Here is a 19,398-nt window from a genome sequence, read left to right as displayed (position 1 = left end):
AATTTTTCACAAAAAAAAGTTTAGCTTCCTGATAAAGGGGAATGATAAAAGTACAGCTAGATCCATACCCCTAAACTCCCTAGATTCGCCAGTGCCATTAAGGCACTGGCCATTTTTTTCATCCTTTTTTATGTAAAAAGCTGCCCTTTTGCCAGGGCAGCTTTCTTCAATTATTTTTTAGAATACACATTAAATAATTCTTCAACTGCCGAGGTAACGGTCCGGTTTCCGGCAATTACTTCATTTTCTATTCTAGGCAGGAGAGGTTTGACATCAGGATCATAAAAAAAGCTGAACTGAAGCTGATCCATGATCATTGAGTGAATCCATTCTTTGGTCTGCAGCCTTCTTCTTTCTTCAAATACGCCTGATTTTTTTGTATTCTCTTCAAACCTGCTGATCATTTCCCATATCTCCCGGATTCCCTCGTTTAAGGTAGATGAACAGGTATAGGCTTTTGTTTGCCAGCCTTTGGTGGCTGGCTGAAGAAAGTGGAGGATGCGGTCATATTCCGCTTTCGTTTTTTCGGCCAGCTTCTTATTGAGGCCATCCGCTTTATTTACAATAACTGCATCTGCCAATTCCATAATGCCTTTTTTCATGCCCTGCAATTCATCTCCAGCCCCTGTCAAGGTCAAGAGCATAAAAAAGTCCACCATATCCCTTACAATAACTTCGCTCTGCCCGACACCAACCGTTTCAACCAGGATAACATCAAAGCCTGCTGCTTCGCATAGCAGCATTGTTTCCCTTGTTTTCCTGTGAACTCCGCCAAGCTTTCCTGAAGACGGAGAAGGCCTTATAAAAGCATTCGGGTTTCTTGAAAGCTGCTCCATCCTCGTTTTATCGCCAAGAATGCTCCCGCCGCTCAAGCTGGAACTGGGATCGACAGCGAGAACGGCAACCTTCAACCCTGAATCACATAAGAACGTGCCGAAAGATTCAATGAACGTGCTCTTTCCCGCACCAGGCACACCTGTAATGCCAATCCGCAGAGAGTTTCCTGAATGGGGCAGAAGTTTCTGAAGCAGTTCCTGGGCATGGCGAAAGTGATGCTCCGCGTTGCTTTCGATCAGGGTGATGGCACGGGCAAGCAAGCTGCGCTCACCCTTCAGGATGCCTTCTTCCAAAACGTTAAGATCAGGCAAAGAGGGAGACTTTTTCTGAAAACGTCCTTTTTTCACAAATTGCTGAGATGATTCTCCAGTCTCCACTCCTTTGCGGACGATACTTGTAAAATTGTCTGCTTTTTTTTCATCAAACCACTCAGGCTTCTTATCAGGCATTTACTGGGTCACTTCCTCATACCCGAGGCGGCTGTAAATTTCTCTGATGACTTTTTGGGCAGCCACAGGAATCACTGTACCCGGGCCAAAAATGGCAGAAGCCCCGTGCTCATATAGATAATCGTAGTCCTGCGCCGGAATGACCCCGCCAATCACGACCATAATATCATCCCTGCCCAGCTTTTTGAGTTCCTCAATAAGCTGCGGAAGAAGTGTTTTATGGCCGGCTGCAAGTGAACTGATTCCTATCACATGGACATCATTTTCAACGGCCTGCATCGCTGTTTCTTCAGGTGTCTGGAAAAGAGGGCCGATATCCACATCAAATCCAAGGTCAGCAAATGCGGTTGAAATAACCTTTGCACCTCTATCATGTCCGTCCTGTCCCATCTTGGCAATCAAAATTCTAGGTCTTCTTCCTTCATTCTCAAGGAATTCGTCGGTCATTTGTTTCACTTCTGCAATTTCTTCTTCATTTGAAAAAGCAGAGCTGTATACACCGCTGATCGAACGGATAATCGCTTTATGGCGGTTTGCCACCTTTTCAATCGCTTCAGAGACTTCACCAAGCGTTGCCCTGACTCTTGCTGCCTTTACTGCCAGCTCAAGCAGGTTCCCTTCACCAGTCTCTGCTGCTCTGGTAATGGCGTTCAAAGCTTCTGATACTTTTTCATTGTCACGGGAGGCTTTGAGACGCTCCAGCTTTTCAATTTGCTTTAAGCGGACAGCTGTATTATCAATATCCAGAATTTCAATCGGATCTTCTTTTTCCAAACGGTATTGATTAACACCAATGATGGTTTCTTTGCCTGAATCGATCTGCGCCTGCCTCCTGGCTGCCGCTTCTTCAATTCTCATTTTGGGCAGTCCAGTTTCAATCGCCTTTGCCATACCGCCCAGATTTTCGATTTCTTCAATATGCTCCCATGCACGCTTAATTAATTGGTCTGTCAAAGCTTCTACATAATAAGAGCCGCCCCATGGATCAATTACATTCGTAATTCCTGTTTCTTCCTGAAGATATAGCTGAGTATTCCTTGCAATGCGGGCTGAGAAATCAGTCGGCAATGCGATGGCTTCATCCAGTGCATTCGTATGAAGGGATTGCGTGTGGCCCATGGCCGCAGCATGTGCTTCTATAAGAGTCCTGGTTACATTATTGTATGGGTCCTGCTCCGTTAAACTCCAGCCCGAAGTTTGGGAATGCGTCCTGAGAGCCATGGATTTTGAATTTTCCGGCTCAAAGGTTTTCATCATTTTTGCCCATATATAGCGGGCTGCCCTCATTTTCGCCACTTCCATAAAGTAATTCATGCCGATTGCCCAGAAAAACGAAAGCCTTGGTGCGAATGAATCGATATCAATGCCGGCTTTAAGTCCAGTTCTTACGTATTCCAATCCATCTGCCAGCGTGTAGGCCAGTTCGATGTCAGCAGGAGCTCCCGCTTCCTGCATGTGATAGCCCGAAATACTGATGCTATTGAACTTAGGCATGTATTTGGATGTATATTCGAATATATCGGCTATGATTTTCATGGACATTTCCGGCGGGTAAATATAGGTGTTCCGTACCATATACTCTTTTAAAATATCATTTTGAATCGTCCCTGAAAGCTTTTCCTGGCTGACTCCCTGTTCTTCCGCTGTGACGATATAGAAGGCCATTACCGGCAAAACAGCTCCGTTCATCGTCATGGATACAGACATCCTGTCCAAGGGAATTCCATCAAAAAGTGTTTTCATATCAAGTATGGAATCAATCGCTACCCCTGCTTTTCCAACATCCCCTACTACTCTGGGATGATCGGAATCATAGCCTCTATGTGTAGCTAAGTCGAAAGCAACAGATAAGCCCTTTTGCCCCATCGCAAGATTGCGGCGATAAAAAGCATTGCTTTCCTCAGCTGTAGAAAATCCGGCATACTGGCGGACTGTCCAAGGTCTGTTCACATACATGGTTGCGTATGGCCCTCTCGTATAGGGGGGCAGCCCAGGCTTATCATTAAGATGCTGTAAACCTTTAAGATCTTCTTCTGTATATAATGGCTTAATCTTAATTTGTTCATTTGTTTCAAAAAGAAGATTGTCAATAGTTTGATTGATTTCTTCCTCCGCTTTACTTTTCCAGTCCTCTTTAGTTGCTTGTTTCTTACCAGAAATGTTTATGCTTTTAAAGTCCGGTTTATTGGCCATTGCTTGCCACCTCCAATTCGTTCAGAAGACTCAAGAGAGTTTCATAGCAATTGCTTTTAATATGGACAAATCCTTTAACGCCCGCTGCAGTATACTCCGACTGTTTGCTTTCTTCCGGGAGACCTGCTAAGAAAAGTTCAGTATCCGGAAAAGCTTCTTTAACATATTTGATAATAGGAAGAGCCATGCCGTCATATTGCTCATTTGATCCGCAAATAAAATAGTGCCTGCAGTTTGATTCTTTTATAAAGGCTGCAGCTGTTTCCGGTTCTTCCACCGATTCACTTTTGACAGCTCTTATTGCCCCTGGTGCCAAAAAGCCTGTAATAAAATCCGCCCGTGCTTTATGGTCCTTCAGCGGTCCAAGGCAAATAAGCCCTGCTTCCGGATTAATGCCTTTTCTGCTTAAATTTTCAGAGGCCCTGCGCAAGCTTTCATACGATTCGGAAAGGCGAATTTGAGGAATAGGCTGGATAACGCCGCTATTCTTTGGGACAGTTTTAATTTGAAGCGGCTTGTCATCCAAATTGGCATAAATATTTGTTCCGATTATACTTTGTTTTCGCGTTTCGATATCTTGTTTCCGCTTCTCAAGGACTTGCGAAATCTGTTCCTGTACCCACCCGGATTTCAAGGCTTCAGCCATTCCATCACGCTCTTCAATCTCAAGGAAAAGAGCCCAGGCTTTTTCAGTGAGTTCATTCGTCAGGTGCTCAACGTACCAGGAACCGCCTGCCGGGTCCGAAACCTTAAGCAAATTGACTTCCTCCTTTAATATCAGCTGCGTATTACGGGCAGTCCGGTCACCCAGGAGAGAATCACTTGCTTCCGGTTCATTATACGGACTCACATGAAGGTATTGGACTCCGCCTAAAACAGCTGCAAACGATTCATTTCCTGCTCTCAGCATATTTACATAAGGATCATAGGCTGACTTTGAAAAAAATGAAGTTTCAGCCGAAATAACCATTTTTTTGCTATCCTTTGAAGCACCATATGCGTCTGCCACTTTACTCCATAAAACCCTTGCGGCGCGCAGCTTGGCTATTTCCATAAAAAAGTTCGAGCCAATGGAAAACTTAAATACCATTTTAGACAAAATGTCCTCGAGGTTTTGCCCTTTATCAAGAAAATACTGAAGGTGATTCACTCCGGAAGCAACTGCAAATGCAAGCTCCTGGACTGCATTTGCTCCGCCATTATGATAGACCGCAGAATCGGCCAAGATCGTTTTAAGCTTTGGCATTTTTTCTGCTGCCAGGCTGATTGTATCAATCCATTGATCATATGCTTCATCGATTGAGCGATCGTTCAATTTTGCTGCAGCGGCAGCAGCCAGTGGATCGCAGGCAATATATCCCGAAATTATTTCACTGTCTTCCAATTTTGCAAGTTCCTCAATCAATAGCTTCTGATTCTGGTAAGCCTCAACGCAGAAAGGATGATTTTTATAAAGACCTCCAACTTTCTGGCTTATCTCGTTAAGGTCTTCCAATTGATCCGGGTGGAAAGCAAGAGCAGTCTGCCCTTTTTCTGTGGCTGCAAGAAGCTTTTCTGATAACTCATCAGTGGTTAAGGCACTAATTTTTTGTGCGACCTTCCATTCTTCTGACAAGTATCCTCCGGCATTTGATCCTCTTCTGAAATCAGCTTCACCAGGATACTGTGATAATGTATGTGCCTCCACATCCTCTTTTGAATAAAGCGGTTTCAATTTTATGTTTTCATATGTAGTTTTAGACAATAATTCAACGGACTTTCCTTTGAGTGTTTTTTCCGCATTTTGTTTCCAGTCTTCCATTGTCTGTTCCGGAAATCTTGCTTCCATCATTTTTTTAAATGACATAATAGGCTGCCATATAACTGACAGCGTTCCCCTCCCCTCACTAATGAAACAGGCTGTCACGGCACTGCGGCTTAAAAAAGAGCATGAGACGCAGTATTCAATTATATTAAAATTCAAAATTCTTTATATAACCATTTTAGTATACATATTGGAAACAAGCAATGAACATCGAATCTTTTAGGACTTTCTGTCTCCCGCTAATAAATAAACCACTGCCCTGGGGCAGCGGTTCAATTTCACATTAATATACAGATGTATTTTCCTTGGCCGTGTTCTCAAGAATTTCTTTAACACGCTGCAGGAAGCGGCCGCAAACAAGTCCGTCCAATACACGGTGGTCCAGCGACATACAAAGGTTCACCATATCACGGACAGCAATCATGCCATTGTTCATAACCACTGGACGCTTGACGATGGATTCAACCTGCAAAATCGCCGCCTGCGGGTAATTGATAATGCCCATTGATTGGACAGAACCGAATGATCCCGTGTTATTAACTGTAAAAGTGCCGCCCTGCATTTCAGCGGAAGTCAGTTTTCCTGTGCGGACCTTTACTGCAAGCTCATTGATTTCACGGGCAATCCCTTTAATTGTTTTTTCGTCTGCAGCTTTGATGACAGGAACAAATAAGGCATCATCAGTAGCAACAGCAATGGAGATATTTATATCTTTCTTCTGGATAATTTTATCTCCAGCCCACATTGAATTAATTTGCGGGAATTCCTTTAGAGCCTGTGCGACAGCTTTTACGAAGAAAGCAAAAAATGTAAGGTTAAAGCCTTCTTTTTGCTTAAATTCACCTTTGATGCTGTTGCGGTATTCAACCAGGTTTGTAACATCCACTTCCATCATGGTCCATGCATGGGGCGCCTCATGCTTGCTTCGAAGCATGTTGGCTGCAATTGCTTTACGGACTCCTGTAACAGGAATCTCAATATCTCCCGGCATTACCGGCACATTTGGAGCAGGCGCTGCCTGTTTGGCTGGGGCAGCCGGTGCAGAAGGGGCTGCTGCTGCAGCTGGCACTTCTGTCTGGGACGGTGCTGCTGGTGCAGTATCACCTGTTGGAATATTCCCTGACTCAATGATTTTCATAAGGTCTTTTCGGGTAATACGCCCGCCGCCGCCAGTACCTGTGACCTGATTTAAATCAATTCCATGTTCCTGGGACAGTTTCAAAACCGCAGGAGAATAGCGGACTCCCTTTGGACTTTCTGCCTTAGCCGAGGTGGCTGGAGCAGAAGCCGCTGTATTTCCGGCTGATTGTACAGGTGCTGCCTTTTCTTCCGTTTTAGGCTCGGATGCCGCTGCTGGAGCTGCTTCACCGCCGCCTTCTGTTTCAATCGTCAGGATTACCTGGCCAACTTCATAGGTTTCACCTTCTTCGGCGATCAATTCCTTGATCACTCCTGTAAAAGAAGATGGCACTTCGGCATTTACTTTATCCGTCATGACTTCTGCAAGCGGATCATATTTATTTACTTTATCTCCAACGGAAACCAGCCATTTGCTGATCGTACCTTCTGTTACACTCTCCCCTAGTTGGGGCATTTTAATTTGCTCGATAGCCAATGGGTATACCTCCTTCTAGCTACCCGCACAATGCGGGATATACAGACTGTGCAGTTTTTTTCTGTATGATTCTTAAAAAGGCTCATATCAGAAACAGCTGCAGCCAAATCTGCCTTTCCATTTTAAATTAGTTGAATAGCCAGTTCTATTAAAATTCCGCCAATTCACGCATTGCCTTTTCAACTTTATCCGGATTCACCATGAAGTATTTCTCCATTGTAGGCGCGTATGGCATTGCTGGAACATCCGGGCCTGCCAGGCGTTTAATTGGTGCATCAAGTTCAAACAGGCAATTTTCTGCAATAATGGCAGAAACCTCGCTCATAATGCTTCCTTCTTTATTGTCTTCAGTCAGAAGCAATACTTTTCCTGTTTTTGATGCGGCTTCAATAATCGCTTCCTTATCAAGCGGATATACAGTTCTTAAGTCAAGAATGTGCGCAGAGATGCCGTCTTTCGCAAGCCTCTCAGCAGCCTGAAGGGCAAAATGCACGCATAGGCCATAAGTGATGACTGTGATATCTTCACCCTCACGCTTAACATCTGCTTTTCCAATTGGAAGCACATAATCATCTTCAGGAACCTCTCCCTTAATAAGGCGATATGCACGTTTATGTTCAAAAAACAGTACCGGATCTTCATCACGGATCGCAGCTTTTAATAATCCTTTTACATCATAAGGAGTAGAAGGCATAACAATTTTTAAACCAGGCTGATTCGCAAACACTGCCTCAACTGACTGGGAGTGATAAAGGGCTCCATGAACACCTCCGCCATATGGTGCACGTATGACAATTGGACAGTTCCAATCATTGTTGGAGCGGTAGCGAATTTTTGCTGCTTCTGAAATAATCTGGTTCACAGCCGGCATAATAAAGTCGGCAAACTGCATTTCAGCAATCGGGCGCATTCCGTACATAGCAGCACCGATTCCTACCCCTGCAATGGCAGATTCAGCAAGCGGCGTATCAATGACACGCTCCTCTCCAAATTTGTCATATAAACCTTGGGTCGCTTTAAAAACTCCGCCTTTTTTACCTACGTCTTCACCTAAAACAAAAACCTTCGGATCTCTTTCCATTTCCTCGCGGATAGCCATTGTTACCGCATCAATATAAGAAATTACAGCCATACTCTCTCCCCCTTACTGTTCAGCATAAACATGTTTTAAAGCGTTTTCCGGCTCGGCATATGGAGCGTCTTCAGCATAATCAGTTGCTTCGTTTACCAATTTCATAACACGGTCATTAATCTCTTTTTCTGATGTATCGTCCATTACTCCATTTTCTTTTAAATAAGCACCGAAAGTAATGATTGGATCTTTTGTTTTCGCTTCTGCTACTTCATCAGGAGCACGGTAGCTGCGGTCATCATCATCGGAAGAGTGCGGAGTCAAACGGTAAGAAATGGTTTCGACCAAAGTCGGCCCTGCTCCGCGGCGGCCTCTGTCTGCTGCTTCTTTTACTGCTTTATATACTTCAAGCGGGTCATTGCCATCAACTGTGACACCAGGCATGCCATAGCCAATTGCTCGGTCAGAGACGTTTTCGCAGGCAAGCTGCTTTTCCACCGGAACTGAGATGGCATACTTATTGTTTTCACACATAAAGATAACAGGAAGTTTATGAACTCCGGCAAAGTTGGCACCCTCATGGAAATCTCCCTGGTTTGAAGAACCTTCGCCGAACGTTACAAAGGTTACGAGGTCTTTGCCTTCCAGTTTCCCTCCAAGAGCTACTCCAACAGCATGCGGAACCTGGGTAGTAACTGGTGAAGAACCTGTAACAATCCGATTTTTCTTTTGGCCAAAGTGGCCAGGCATTTGGCGTCCGCCTGAGTTTGGATCTTCCGCTTTCGCAAATCCGGACAGCATTAATTCTTTTGCAGTCATACCGAATGTAAGAACTACACCCATATCACGGTAATACGGAAGGACATAATCTTTCTCCCGGTCAAGCGCAAAGGCAGCACCTACCTGGGCAGCTTCTTGCCCCTGGCATGAAATAACGAACGGGATTTTCCCCGCGCGGTTTAAAAGCCACATACGCTCATCAATACGGCGTGCCAATAGCATCGTCTCATACATTTCAAGAACTCTCTCGTCACTTAAACCTAATTCTTTATGACGGTTTTCAGCCATTTTATACAACCTCCTAAACTTTTATGTACTTGCCGGTATCCTATTCAGGAGGCCGGCATTTTTAGTTGCATCAAATATCTTTTACCCGTGAATCGCTTTTCCATCAACAGCAAGAGCTGCTTCTCCAATTGCTTCCGATAATGTTGGATGCGGGTGAATGGTATGTGCCACTTCCCATGGTGTAGCATCAAGAACACGCGCAAGGCCTGCTTCTGAAATCATATCTGTCACATGCGGGCCAATCATATGTACACCAAGGATATCGTCGGTATCTTTATCAGCCACTATTTTGACAAATCCATCTGATTCTCCAAACACAAGCGCCTTTCCGATTGCCCGGAATGAAAACTTGCCTGTCTTCACGTTAAAGCCTTTTTCCTTTGCCTCATCCTCTGTCAATCCTACACTTGCTGCTTCAGGTGCACTATAAATACATTTTGACACCAGGCTGTAATCGATTGGAGAAGGATTTTGCCCGGCAATGTGTTCAACGGCAACAATGCCTTCATGGGATGCAACATGGGCAAGCTGAAGACCGCCAATGACATCACCAATTGCATATATATGTGATTCCTTTGTTTGGAAAAATTCATTTGTAGTAATAAATCCTTTTTCAATTTGGATATCTGTATTTTCAATGCCAATTCCCTCGACATTTGCCTGGCGGCCAACGGAAACAAGCAGCTTTTCAGCAGAGAACTCCTTTGGTGAACCTTTCACTTCTGCAGAAATCGTTACCCCTTCACCTTTTTGCAAAGTTTCAGAAAGTACCTTTGCTCCCGTTACAATTTTTACGCCTTTCTTTTTCATAAGGCGCTGCATTTCTTTTGAAATCTCACTATCTTCTGTAGGAATAATCCGGTCAGCATATTCAATAACCGTTACTTCTGCACCAAAATCAGATAACATGGATGCCCATTCAATTCCAATTACACCGCCGCCCACAATTATAATAGAATTTGGTATCTCCTCCATTGCCAGCGCCTCATCAGAGGTCATGACAAGTTGGCCATCAATATCCAGCCCAGGAAGTGTACGTGGCCGCGATCCTGTAGCCACAATGACATTTTTAGGGATCAGCATTTCGTTTTCATCACCATTATTCATCTCAACAGAGATTGTGCCAGGCATTGGAGAAAAAATGGAAGGTCCTAAGATGCGTCCTATTCCTCCAAAAACATCTATCTTCCCTTGCTTCATCAAGTGCTGAACACCCTTATGCAGCTGTTCAACGATTTTATTTTTTCTCTCCTGGACTTTTCCAAAGTTGATGGATACATCACTTGTGACAACACCAAAATCCTCACTATGCTTTGCCGTTGCAAATACTTCAGCACTTCTCAATAATGCCTTGCTTGGTATGCATCCTTTATGAAGGCAAGTGCCGCCAAGTTTCGCTTTTTCAACTATTGCCGTTTTTAATCCAAGTTGTGAAGCGCGAATGGCAGCTACATAACCGCCAGTGCCTCCGCCAAGAATGACTAAATCATATTCCTGTGCCAAGTTGCTTCCCCCTTTTTATTTGATTGCTGCTTTGTCAGCAGCTTTTCCTGGATATTCTTTTTCTGTTTCCTCACCCCGAAGAACACGCAATGCTCCCTCCGCCAGGGCCTGAAGCTCATTTTCGCCCGGCTGGATGATTACGTCCGCGATCCAATTTATGCGTTCGCTGATTTGCTTCACAAAACCTTTTCCATAAGCAAGGCCGCCAGTGAGAATAATGGCGTCCACCTTGCCTCCCAGTACAGCACTGGCAGAGCCAATCTCTTTAGAAACCTGATAAGCCATAGCTGAATAGACTAGCTTTGCTTTTTCATCGCAGTTTTGGATCATCTTTTCAACTTTTACAGCGTCGTTCGTTCCGAGGTAACCGACAAGGCCGCCTTGTCCGACAAGTTTCTTCATTATTTCTTCACGATAAAAACTGCCGGAGTAGCAAAGTGCCACCAAATCACCGGCTGGCACTGTTCCTGCCCGTTCAGGGCTGAAAGGTCCATCTCCATGTAATCCGTTATTGACATCTACTACTTTTCCCTGTTTATGGGCACCTACTGTAATTCCGCCGCCCATATGTGTAACAATTAAATTTAGTTCCTCATATTTTCTCCCAAGATCTTTTGCGACTCTTCTTGCTACAGCTTTCTGATTCAAAGCATGAAATATGCTTTTTCTTTCTATCATTGAAAAACCGGAAATTCGGGCAATTGAATCTAACTCATCAACAACAACCGGGTCAACAATATAAGAAGGAATATTTAATCCCGAAGCAATTTCGTATGCCAGGATTCCGCCCAGGTTTGAAGCATGCTGCCCTGCAAAACCAGCCCGCAAATCCGTAAGCATCGCCTCATTAACAGAATAAGTGCCTCCTTCGATAGGGCGCAGCAAACCGCCCCGGCCGCATACAGCACTTAACTTTGAAATATTTATCCCTTCAAGATCCAACGTTTCCAGAATGGTTTGTTTACGGAATTCATATTGATCGATAATATTTTCAAACGAGTTTATGACATCTGAATCATGGCGCAATGTTTTTTCCAGGACAGAAATCTCATTATCGAAAACTCCAATCTTTGTTGAAGTGGATCCCGGATTGATGACGAGAATTCGATGTTCTTGTTCTAGCACGTTTAAACCTCCATTAGAAAGCGGAAATCTTCCTTGTAAAAAGCAACCTTTTACAAAGGAACTCAAGCTGCCGCTGCGTATTTTTTCTATTCAATATTTAAAGGCAAAGACGCTGAATTTTCATTCAGCGTTTTGCTTTCCGGGCATGAATGGCCATGAATTGATTCTCATAAATAAGCAGCCATTGCCACGAAATTTTATCTGCGGCTAAGGATATGGTGGCCGTTTTGCAAGAATTGGCCACGGGAATTGCGCATTCTTTCAATTCTTTCCTCAGCCATACGATCAGCCGCTTTGTATGTTGGAATGCCATCTCTTTTAGCAATTTCAATAACTTTTTCTATATTATTGTAAACAGTTTCAACTTTTTTCATGGCACGCTCACGGTTGTAGCCATATAGCTCATCTGCAACGTTAATAACCCCGCCTGCATTTATGACATAGTCAGGAGCGTAGACGATCCCCATTTCATGTATTTGATCGCCATGGCGTGTTTCTTTTAGCTGATTGTTGGCAGCTCCTGCGATAACTTTTGCTTTTAGCTGAGGAATTGTATCATCATTAATTGTTGCACCCAAAGCACATGGAGCGTAGATATCACATTCAACTCCGTAAATCTCATTAGGTTCAACAGCTTTTGCACCAAATTCTTCAACTGCACGCTGAACTGCTTCTTTATTAATATCTGTTACAATGAGCTGAGCTCCTTCTTCATGCAGGTGGCGGCAAAGATTGTACGCAACATTTCCTACACCCTGAACAGCAATTGTCTTGCCTTCCAAAGAGTCTGTTCCAAAGGCTGCTTTAGCTGCCGCTTTCATTCCTCTGTAAACGCCATAGGCAGTTACAGGCGAAGGGTTTCCTGAAGAGCCGAAAGCTGGAGATATACCTGTTACATAATCTGTTTCCTCGTGGATCAGGTCCATATCAGCTACAGTAGTTCCTACATCTTCCGCAGTGATGTAACGGCCATTCAACCCTTGAATATAGCGGCCGAAAGCACGGAACATCTCTTCATTTTTGTCTCTCCGCGGATCGCCGATTATAACTGTTTTTCCGCCGCCAAGATTTAAGCCGGCTGCCGCATTTTTATAAGTCATGCCGCGAGCAAGACGAAGCGCATCCTCAATAGCCGCTTCTTCAGATTCATAAGTCCACATGCGTGTTCCGCCAAGGGCAGGTCCCAAAGTGGTGTCGTGGATAGCAATAATCGCCTTTAATCCTGATTGCTTATCCTGGCAAAAAACAACTTGCTCATAATCATAAGTTTCTAAGTACTTGAAGATTTCCATCTTAAAATTCCTCCCGGATTCTTTTAAAGAAGTATGTTATTTCCACCTGATATATCGTGTTTTTGCAGTTATATTCTATTTTGCAGAGCAGATAGCCAGCGCTAATGAATACACTTTGCTTTCAGCCGAATCAGCCCTGGATGTTAGAACGATAGGCGCTTTAGCGCCGGCAATAACCGCGCCCACCTTTGCTTTTGCAAAGTAGACGAGAGATTTATATAAAGCATTCCCAACTTCTATTGTTGGCACTAATAAAACGTCTGCCTGTCCGGCAACCTCACTCTTTATTCCCTTATGTTCAGCAGCCTCAAAAGAAATTGCATTATCCAAAGCCAAAGGGCCATCCACAACACAATCTTTGATTTGTCCCCGCTTGTTCATAAGGGTTAAAGCAGCCGCATCCAGCGTGGCCTGCATAGCCGGATTAACAACCTCCACTGCAGCAATAGGTGCAACCAGCGGCTTCTTAATCCCAATGCACCTTGCTATGTCAACTGCGTTTTTCACAATTTGGGCTTTCTGATTAAGATCAGGTGCAATATTCATAGCTGCATCAGTTACAATCGTAAATCGGTCAAAGCCAGGAACCTCAAAAACAGCTACATGTGATAATACATTTCCTGTCCTTAAACCGAAATCTTTATTCAAAACAGCCTTTAAGATTCCTGCAGTAGGGATATTCCCTTTCATCAAAACGTTGGCTTTAAGCTCCTTCACAGCCCTCACTGCCTGTTCTGCCGCTGAAGCTGCAGATCCTGCATGAATAATTTTAAGCTTCGGGCTTTCGGCAATTCCACTATGCTTCTGATTTATTAACTCGTGAATTTTTTCTTCATTCCCGAATAATAAAAAGCTTGCTAAGTTACGCTTAATCGCTTCTGCGACAGCTTCCAGCACCTCATCGTCTTCTGCTGCGGCTACGGCTACCGTTTTATCACCAAATTGGGTTGCTCTTGTTATAAGCGAATCCAATTCCATCTGTTCAACCCCCTTACCAGAAAAAGCACAAGGCTCTAAGCCAAGCTTCTTCACTTTGCTTTCAAATCTTTGATGCTGCATCCGATTATAATACTTGCAAGAAGTGTGCCAACTCAAAAACCCAATGAAAACGCTTTATTCATCATGCTAAAGCATGAAATAAATTGCATACTATGAAAATTATTGCATGCTATTATTTGCAATATTATATCTCTCCAGCTTATAGTACAGATTCCTTACAGACAATCCCAGCGTTTTTGCTGTCAGTGTTTTATTTCCTTCATGCTTCTGCAGCGTCTGGCGGATCATTTTTTCCTCATATTGCTCAACCAATTGAGACAGTGTTTTATCCTGTGTCGCCTCGCTTATTTCCTGACTGGCAGCTGTGCTGTTCGAACTGATTAGTTCCGGGATATGCCATTCCTCTATTTCCGTTTCATTGTAGCTCATAAAGATGATGGCTCTGCCGAGTATGTTATCCAGTTCTCTTACGTTCCCTGGCCAATCATAGGCCATCAGCTTTTCAATCGCTTTTTCCGTTACTCCCTCAACATTTCGCCCATATTCCTGATTAATTTTTTGGATCAGCCTGCTGCTAAGCAGCGGGATATCCTTTTTCCTTCGCCTTAAAGAGGGAATATGTATCGGCATCCTATTTAGCCTATAGTATAAGTCTTCCCTAAAAGTGCCATTAGCAATTCCTTTTTCTAAATTGACATTTGTTGCAGCAATAATCCTGACATCAATATGAATTGGCTTAGTTCCTCCGACCCGCGTAATTTCATGCTCCTGTAGAACCCTTAGCAGCTTCGCTTGAGTATTGGCCGTCAACTCTCCAATTTCATCCAGAAAGATGCTCCCTTTATCGGCCTCTTCAAAAAGCCCTCTTTTTCCGCCTCTCTTGGCTCCGGAGAACGCACCTTCCTCATAACCAAATAGTTCGCTTTCCAATAATGATTCAGATAAAGCAGCACAATTCACTCTTATAAATTTGTTATATTTTCTGTCACTCGCATTATGGATGGCATGGGCAAACAGTTCTTTGCCGGTGCCAGATTCGCCTCGGAGCAGAACCGTTGCCGGTGTTTTGGCGCCGAGCTTCGCCTGTTCTATTGCAATGGTCATTTCTTCTGATGTTCCAATGATATCTTCAAATGAATATTTTGCCTCCAAGGTTCGGATAATCTGCCTGGCCCGATGCAATTCTCGGTTCAGGCTTTGAATCTCCGAGACATCATGAATAACGCCTACACTTCCTTTTAATTTTCCATTAACGATAACAGGAGCGACATTAACCACAACATCCTTCCTTTTCGGTCCGACCCTCATGGCCACTCCCCTCATCGCTCTTCTAGTTTGAAGCACCTTCATATGTACACTTTCACCTTCAGAGATATCTGCAGTCGCAGGATGGCCGATAACCTCTTCCTCTTTAAGTCCTGTCAGCCGTGAATAAGCCGGATTAATTAATATCCCTTTCCCATTTTCATCTACAACTGAAATAGCTTCTTCACTGGACTGGATAATTGCCTGAAGCATTGTCTGTATTTCCTTGAGATTTGTTATTTCCTCAGCCAGCGTGACTACCTCAGTAATATCTTTAAAAACAGCAAAGGCACCCATCAACTCATTATTTTCACCAAGCATTGGGATTCTCGTTGTGATAATCTTAAGGCCATTCTCTAAAATCATTTCCTGATTGGCCTCTACCCTTCTCGTTTCCAATACTCTGGGCAGCAGGCTATCCGTAATGACGTCACTCACCTTTTGGCCGATGGCGTCTTTTCTTTTTATTCCGGTCATTTTCTCTGCACTTCTGTTAAAAACAGTAATTTTGGCATGATTATTAATAACGATCATGCCATCATCAGTAGAATTAAAAATCAAATCATGTTTATAAGCTTCATTTCTGAACTTTGAAATCAGCTCTTCCTTTTCTTCAAGCAACTTTGCGATTAAATAAGCAACACTTCCCGGTATTAACACAGTGTCCTTGCTTCTTGCTTCTCTTATATCTACAAAAACCTGTTCATTTCCAGTAACCTCAATAATAATATCTATATTTTGATTCATGAATTCGCGCCAATTGGTGCCAACAGGAATCCCATTTTCTTTCGCAAGCTCTAGTCCAGGAGCATCGGAATTAACATCTACCATAGCTTTAACATCCAAAACAGCTGTTTCTTTTATAATTTTCAATATAGCTGTTCCACCTTTTCCTGCTCCAACAATCATTACCGTTTGCATAATCTAACCCGCTTTCATTGAAAATCTTTGCATGCTCACCCATTATGAACATGCAATATTCTTCACGTTTTTATTTTAGCATAGTTGCTGCACTTGACAAATTTCATTAATGATTTATTATTTCGGTAGATGACTTCGTTATGAAGGGAACTGTTATATGATCAGACTAATTGCATTATTGATTCTTTTGATTCCAGGTGTGTTAGCTGTTTATGGAATAAAATTAATGAGAGATATGGTCTTTGGCATCCTACAGAGCCCATTTCCTTATTTATGGCTTCAATTTATTGCAGGATTGCTGTTTTTACTAATCGGGCTTGGCTTTATCGCAGGCTTTGTCCTTTACCGCGATCGAAAAAGAAATAAGGTGCAAGCACGGTTTAAGATAAAATAAGTTAATTATAGTGAGGGGAATATAATTGAGACCATTACAAATCTCGCCGGAAACAGCTCTGAAGCTATCCGAGAAACTTAATCTCCCTTTGGAGCAAATCATGCATATGCCTCAGCACATATTAATTCAAAAAATGATTGAGCTTGAAAAGGAAGAAAAGTAAAATACAAAAAAGGTTCAGTATGAATTACTTTCACACTGAACCTTTTTTATTGAACTTTAAAACGCCACTTAAAGGAGCGTCTAAAGAACATGATGAAATTTATAAGGAAGTGGAATTAGTCCTTACCCTTTCAAGAAGCCTTATGCTCCAAACGAAGCTTGTCGGCAACCATTGCGATGAATTCAGAATTCGTTGGCTTGGCTTTTGTCATGCTGACTGTATAACCGAACAGTGAAGAAATGGAGTCGATATTTCCTCGGCTCCAGGCAACTTCAATTGCATGTCGGATCGCACGTTCCACACGGCTCGCAGTTGTGTTAAACTTCTTTGCAATATCAGGGTATAACACTTTTGTAATGGATCCGAGAAGTTCAATATCATTGTATACCATAGAGATCGCTTCACGAAGATATAAATAGCCCTTAATATGGGCAGGCACACCAATTTCATGGATGATGCTTGTGATGCTCGCATCCAGGTTCTTTGGCTTTGCCTCTGCCTGCGGACGGTAAGCAGAAGATGGCTTCCGAAGTACAGCACTGGACTTTCCGCTGACCTGGCGGATATGGCTTGCCAAATTGTCCATATCAAAGGGCTTCAGGATAAAGTAAGAAGCTCCCAGGTCTACTGCCTTCTTAGTGACATCTTCCTGGCCAAAAGCAGTCAGCATAATGACATTCGGGAGAGTATTCAAATTTAAATCTCTCATTTTTTCAAGGACAGCAAGTCCATCTAAATGAGGCATGATTATATCTAATACAAGAACGTCAGGATGAGTCTGCTCCAAAACATCTAAACATTCCTGTCCATTATGGGCTACCCCTGCAACATCCATATCTTCCTGGGAAGATATATATTCTTCTAAGAGTCCGACTAGCTCCCTGTTGTCATCCACAACACAAACTTTTATTTTCTTCACTTACTTTCCTCCTCGGTCCATTTATGGTCTCTTTTAAAAGATGTTCAATAAGTTTGAACACGCTCTTTTCGGTATCTATTTTCTATTCTAAATGACAAATTCGACAATGCAACAAAAAATCCTTTAGTTTTTTGAAAATTTCTTAAAAAACCGGCAAAATCTCAATTTTTCTTTTGTTTTCTTCACTTTTCGACTACTTTCGTCATATACTTTAATTTCCAAATGCCTTTGTCGAAAAATCTTTATGTAACCTATTTTAACATAAAAACAAAAAAAGACGGGACTTTCCCGCCTTTTTCATTAATCCATACTTTATTTATTTACGACGCCTTTTCCTCTGTCTTTTCATATATATCAATCCCGGCTTCATTTAACATCCATTCAATATGGACACCATATCCAGAAGTCGGATCGTTTACAAAAACATGTGTTACCGCTCCAATAATTTTGCCATCCTGTATAATTGGGCTTCCGCTCATTCCTTGGACAATTCCGCCTGTTTTATCCAATAGCTTTTGGTCCGTAACTTTGATGACCATGCCTTTGGTTGCAGGGAATTTTTGCGGAATGGTACTTACAATTTCAATATCGAATAATGAAACTTCATCATTATCGACCACAGTCAGGATTTGTGCCGGACCTTCTTTTACTTGATGTGATAACGCAATAGGCATTGGTTTGTCAAAAATCCCATTCTTCATATCCCGGTTTAATTCCCCAAATATTCCGAAAGGGCTGTTTCTGACAATATTGCCGATGATTTCTTTATCAGAAGAGAATCGAGCCAATTTTTCTCCCGGATTTCCGTTGCTGCCTTTTTCAATGGAAGTGACAGTAGATCTTACAATTTGGCCGTCCTCCACCACAATTGGTTTCTTTGTGTCCATATCAGAAATAACATGGCCTAAGGCCCCATATTTCTTTGATTCAGGGTGATAAAAAGTCATTGTGCCAATACCTGCTGCGGAATCGCGAATATAAAGTCCAAGCTTGTAGGTTTCTTCCCCTTTTTCTTTCAAAGGAGTAAGCTCAGTCTTTACTTTGCCGCTTTCACGGCTGACAACAATCTGAAGCGGATTTCCCTTCTTTCCTGCTTCTTGTACAAATGGAGCTACATCTGACATTTTCTCGATTTTCTTGCCATTAATTTCAGTGATGATATCCCCGATTTTTATGCCTGCTGTTTCCCCCGGTGAAGCTTTTCCTTCAGCAGTATTTACCTGATGGTGACCAACTACTAACACGCCCACAGTATTAAGCTTTACCCCAATGCTCTGACCGCCAGGGATTACTTTGAAATCTTTTAATACGTTAACATCAACCTTCTTAATCGGAAAACCAGCCAATTCTAAAAACATTTCATTTTTCCCATTCTCTCGTGCGTGAAGAGAAACTGAATGGTTATCTTCTTTCAGTGAAATACTTGAATTATCTATGGACAATCCAGCTGATACTGCTTCTGCTTTAACAAAATCAAGCTGCTGTCCTTCAAAAAGAGTTATATTTGCAGGTATTTGCAAATAATCTTGAACAGGCTTAGAAAAACCTAATGCAATTAATGAAACAAGGAGAATTCCACCAATTATTTTACGCAAAACTTCATATGTCAAATTTTTCACTCTCCTCGCTTCTAGTCCACCCACATTAAATGGCTACATCTTTAATTTTGCCTGCATTGAAGGCATTTATAACAGCCATTGATATAAAAAAAGCTATCCTTCTTTGGATAGCTTTTCAAG

15 protein-coding genes are annotated in these 19,398 nt (G+C 42.7%); 2 read left to right on the top strand and 13 right to left on the bottom strand.

The annotated features are described in order from the left end of the window. Positions 1–170: 170 nt before the first annotated feature. The 11 genes from meaB to IQ19_RS06765 all read right to left on the bottom strand — a co-directional run bounded on the left by meaB (position 171) and on the right by IQ19_RS06765 (position 16,183). Positions 171–1,286, bottom strand: a complete 1,116-nt coding sequence (gene meaB, locus IQ19_RS06815; protein ID WP_144541303.1) for a methylmalonyl Co-A mutase-associated GTPase MeaB — start codon at positions 1,284–1,286, stop codon at positions 171–173. Further along, on the bottom strand, positions 1,287–3,479 hold the full coding sequence (gene scpA, locus IQ19_RS06810; RefSeq protein ID WP_144541300.1) for a methylmalonyl-CoA mutase: 2,193 nt from the start codon (positions 3,477–3,479) through the stop codon (positions 1,287–1,289). It lies immediately after the preceding gene. Further along, positions 3,469–5,325: a methylmalonyl-CoA mutase subunit beta gene (locus IQ19_RS06805; RefSeq protein WP_144541297.1), complete on the bottom strand. Its 1,857-nt coding sequence runs from the start codon at positions 5,323–5,325 to the stop codon at positions 3,469–3,471. The genes scpA and IQ19_RS06805 overlap by 11 nt, the downstream gene beginning before the upstream one ends. 241 nt (positions 5,326–5,566) lie before the next feature. Then, positions 5,567–6,898, bottom strand: a complete 1,332-nt coding sequence (locus IQ19_RS06800) for a dihydrolipoamide acetyltransferase family protein (RefSeq protein ID WP_144541295.1) — start codon at positions 6,896–6,898, stop codon at positions 5,567–5,569. A 148-nt stretch (positions 6,899–7,046) separates the two neighbouring features. Further along, positions 7,047–8,030, bottom strand: a complete 984-nt coding sequence (locus IQ19_RS06795; RefSeq protein WP_144541293.1) for an alpha-ketoacid dehydrogenase subunit beta — start codon at positions 8,028–8,030, stop codon at positions 7,047–7,049. A 12-nt stretch (positions 8,031–8,042) separates the two neighbouring features. Beyond that, positions 8,043–9,038 carry a thiamine pyrophosphate-dependent dehydrogenase E1 component subunit alpha gene (locus IQ19_RS06790; RefSeq protein ID WP_144541291.1) on the bottom strand — a complete coding sequence of 332 codons (996 nt, stop codon included), beginning with the start codon at positions 9,036–9,038 and terminating at the stop codon, positions 8,043–8,045. An 81-nt stretch (positions 9,039–9,119) separates the two neighbouring features. Next, on the bottom strand, positions 9,120–10,541 hold the full coding sequence (gene lpdA, locus IQ19_RS06785; RefSeq protein WP_144541289.1) for a dihydrolipoyl dehydrogenase: 1,422 nt from the start codon (positions 10,539–10,541) through the stop codon (positions 9,120–9,122). Positions 10,542–10,556: 15 nt separating this feature from the next. After that, positions 10,557–11,666 (bottom strand): butyrate kinase, encoded by a 1,110-nt coding sequence (buk, locus tag IQ19_RS06780; RefSeq protein ID WP_144541287.1) that lies wholly within the window; start codon positions 11,664–11,666, stop codon positions 10,557–10,559. Positions 11,667–11,863: 197 nt separating this feature from the next. Next, positions 11,864–12,958 (bottom strand): branched-chain amino acid dehydrogenase, encoded by a 1,095-nt coding sequence (gene bcd, locus IQ19_RS06775; RefSeq protein WP_144541285.1) that lies wholly within the window; start codon positions 12,956–12,958, stop codon positions 11,864–11,866. 75 nt (positions 12,959–13,033) lie between these two features. Further along, positions 13,034–13,936, bottom strand: coding sequence for a phosphate butyryltransferase (gene yqiS, locus IQ19_RS06770; protein WP_144541283.1), 903 nt, complete (start codon positions 13,934–13,936; stop codon positions 13,034–13,036). A 180-nt stretch (positions 13,937–14,116) separates the two neighbouring features. After that, the gene (locus tag IQ19_RS06765) at positions 14,117–16,183 is read right to left on the bottom strand and encodes a sigma-54 interaction domain-containing protein (protein WP_144541281.1); all 2,067 of its coding nucleotides are present in this window, start codon (positions 16,181–16,183) and stop codon (positions 14,117–14,119) included. Positions 16,184–16,340: 157 nt separating this feature from the next. Between IQ19_RS06765 and IQ19_RS06760 the strand changes: the two genes are divergently transcribed. Further along, positions 16,341–16,577, top strand: a complete 237-nt coding sequence (locus tag IQ19_RS06760) for a DUF2627 domain-containing protein (protein ID WP_144541279.1) — start codon at positions 16,341–16,343, stop codon at positions 16,575–16,577. Between the two features lie 25 nt (positions 16,578–16,602). After that, positions 16,603–16,740: a YycC family protein gene (locus IQ19_RS06755; RefSeq protein WP_144541277.1), complete on the top strand. Its 138-nt coding sequence runs from the start codon at positions 16,603–16,605 to the stop codon at positions 16,738–16,740. Positions 16,741–16,870: 130 nt separating this feature from the next. On the opposite strand, the gene spo0A is transcribed toward IQ19_RS06755, so the two are convergent. After that, positions 16,871–17,659 (bottom strand): sporulation transcription factor Spo0A, encoded by a 789-nt coding sequence (gene spo0A / locus IQ19_RS06750; protein ID WP_144541275.1) that lies wholly within the window; start codon positions 17,657–17,659, stop codon positions 16,871–16,873. A gap of 320 nt (positions 17,660–17,979) precedes the next feature. Next, entirely contained in the window at positions 17,980–19,269 is a 1,290-nt protein-coding gene (spoIVB, locus tag IQ19_RS06745; RefSeq protein ID WP_144541273.1) for a SpoIVB peptidase, read from the bottom strand. Between the last annotated feature and the right edge of the window lie 129 nt (positions 19,270–19,398).

It is taken from the genome of Cytobacillus oceanisediminis, from assembly GCF_007830235.1.
GTDB classification, from domain to species: Bacteria; Bacillota; Bacilli; order Bacillales; family Cytobacillaceae; genus Cytobacillus; species Cytobacillus oceanisediminis.
The sequence above is the reverse complement of the archived record's forward strand: the minus strand, read 5'-3'. Positions and strand labels throughout refer to the sequence as shown.

Excerpts from the sequence above, each read along its gene's own strand:
- meaB (WP_144541303.1), bottom strand. The coding sequence starts at position 1,286 with ATGCCTGATAAGAAGCCTGAGTGGTTTGATGAAAAAAAAGCAGACAAT.
- scpA (WP_144541300.1), bottom strand. The coding sequence starts at position 3,479 with ATGGCCAATAAACCGGACTTTAAAAGCATAAACATTTCTGGTAAGAAA.
- IQ19_RS06805 (WP_144541297.1), bottom strand. The coding sequence starts at position 5,325 with ATGTCATTTAAAAAAATGATGGAAGCAAGATTTCCGGAACAGACAATG.
- IQ19_RS06795 (WP_144541293.1), bottom strand. The coding sequence starts at position 8,030 with ATGGCTGTAATTTCTTATATTGATGCGGTAACAATGGCTATCCGCGAG.
- IQ19_RS06790 (WP_144541291.1), bottom strand. The coding sequence starts at position 9,038 with ATGGCTGAAAACCGTCATAAAGAATTAGGTTTAAGTGACGAGAGAGTT.
- bcd (WP_144541285.1), bottom strand. The coding sequence starts at position 12,958 with ATGGAAATCTTCAAGTACTTAGAAACTTATGATTATGAGCAAGTTGTT.
- yqiS (WP_144541283.1), bottom strand. The coding sequence starts at position 13,936 with ATGGAATTGGATTCGCTTATAACAAGAGCAACCCAATTTGGTGATAAA.
- IQ19_RS06765 (WP_144541281.1), bottom strand. The coding sequence starts at position 16,183 with ATGCAAACGGTAATGATTGTTGGAGCAGGAAAAGGTGGAACAGCTATA.
- IQ19_RS06760 (WP_144541279.1), top strand. The coding sequence starts at position 16,341 with ATGATCAGACTAATTGCATTATTGATTCTTTTGATTCCAGGTGTGTTA.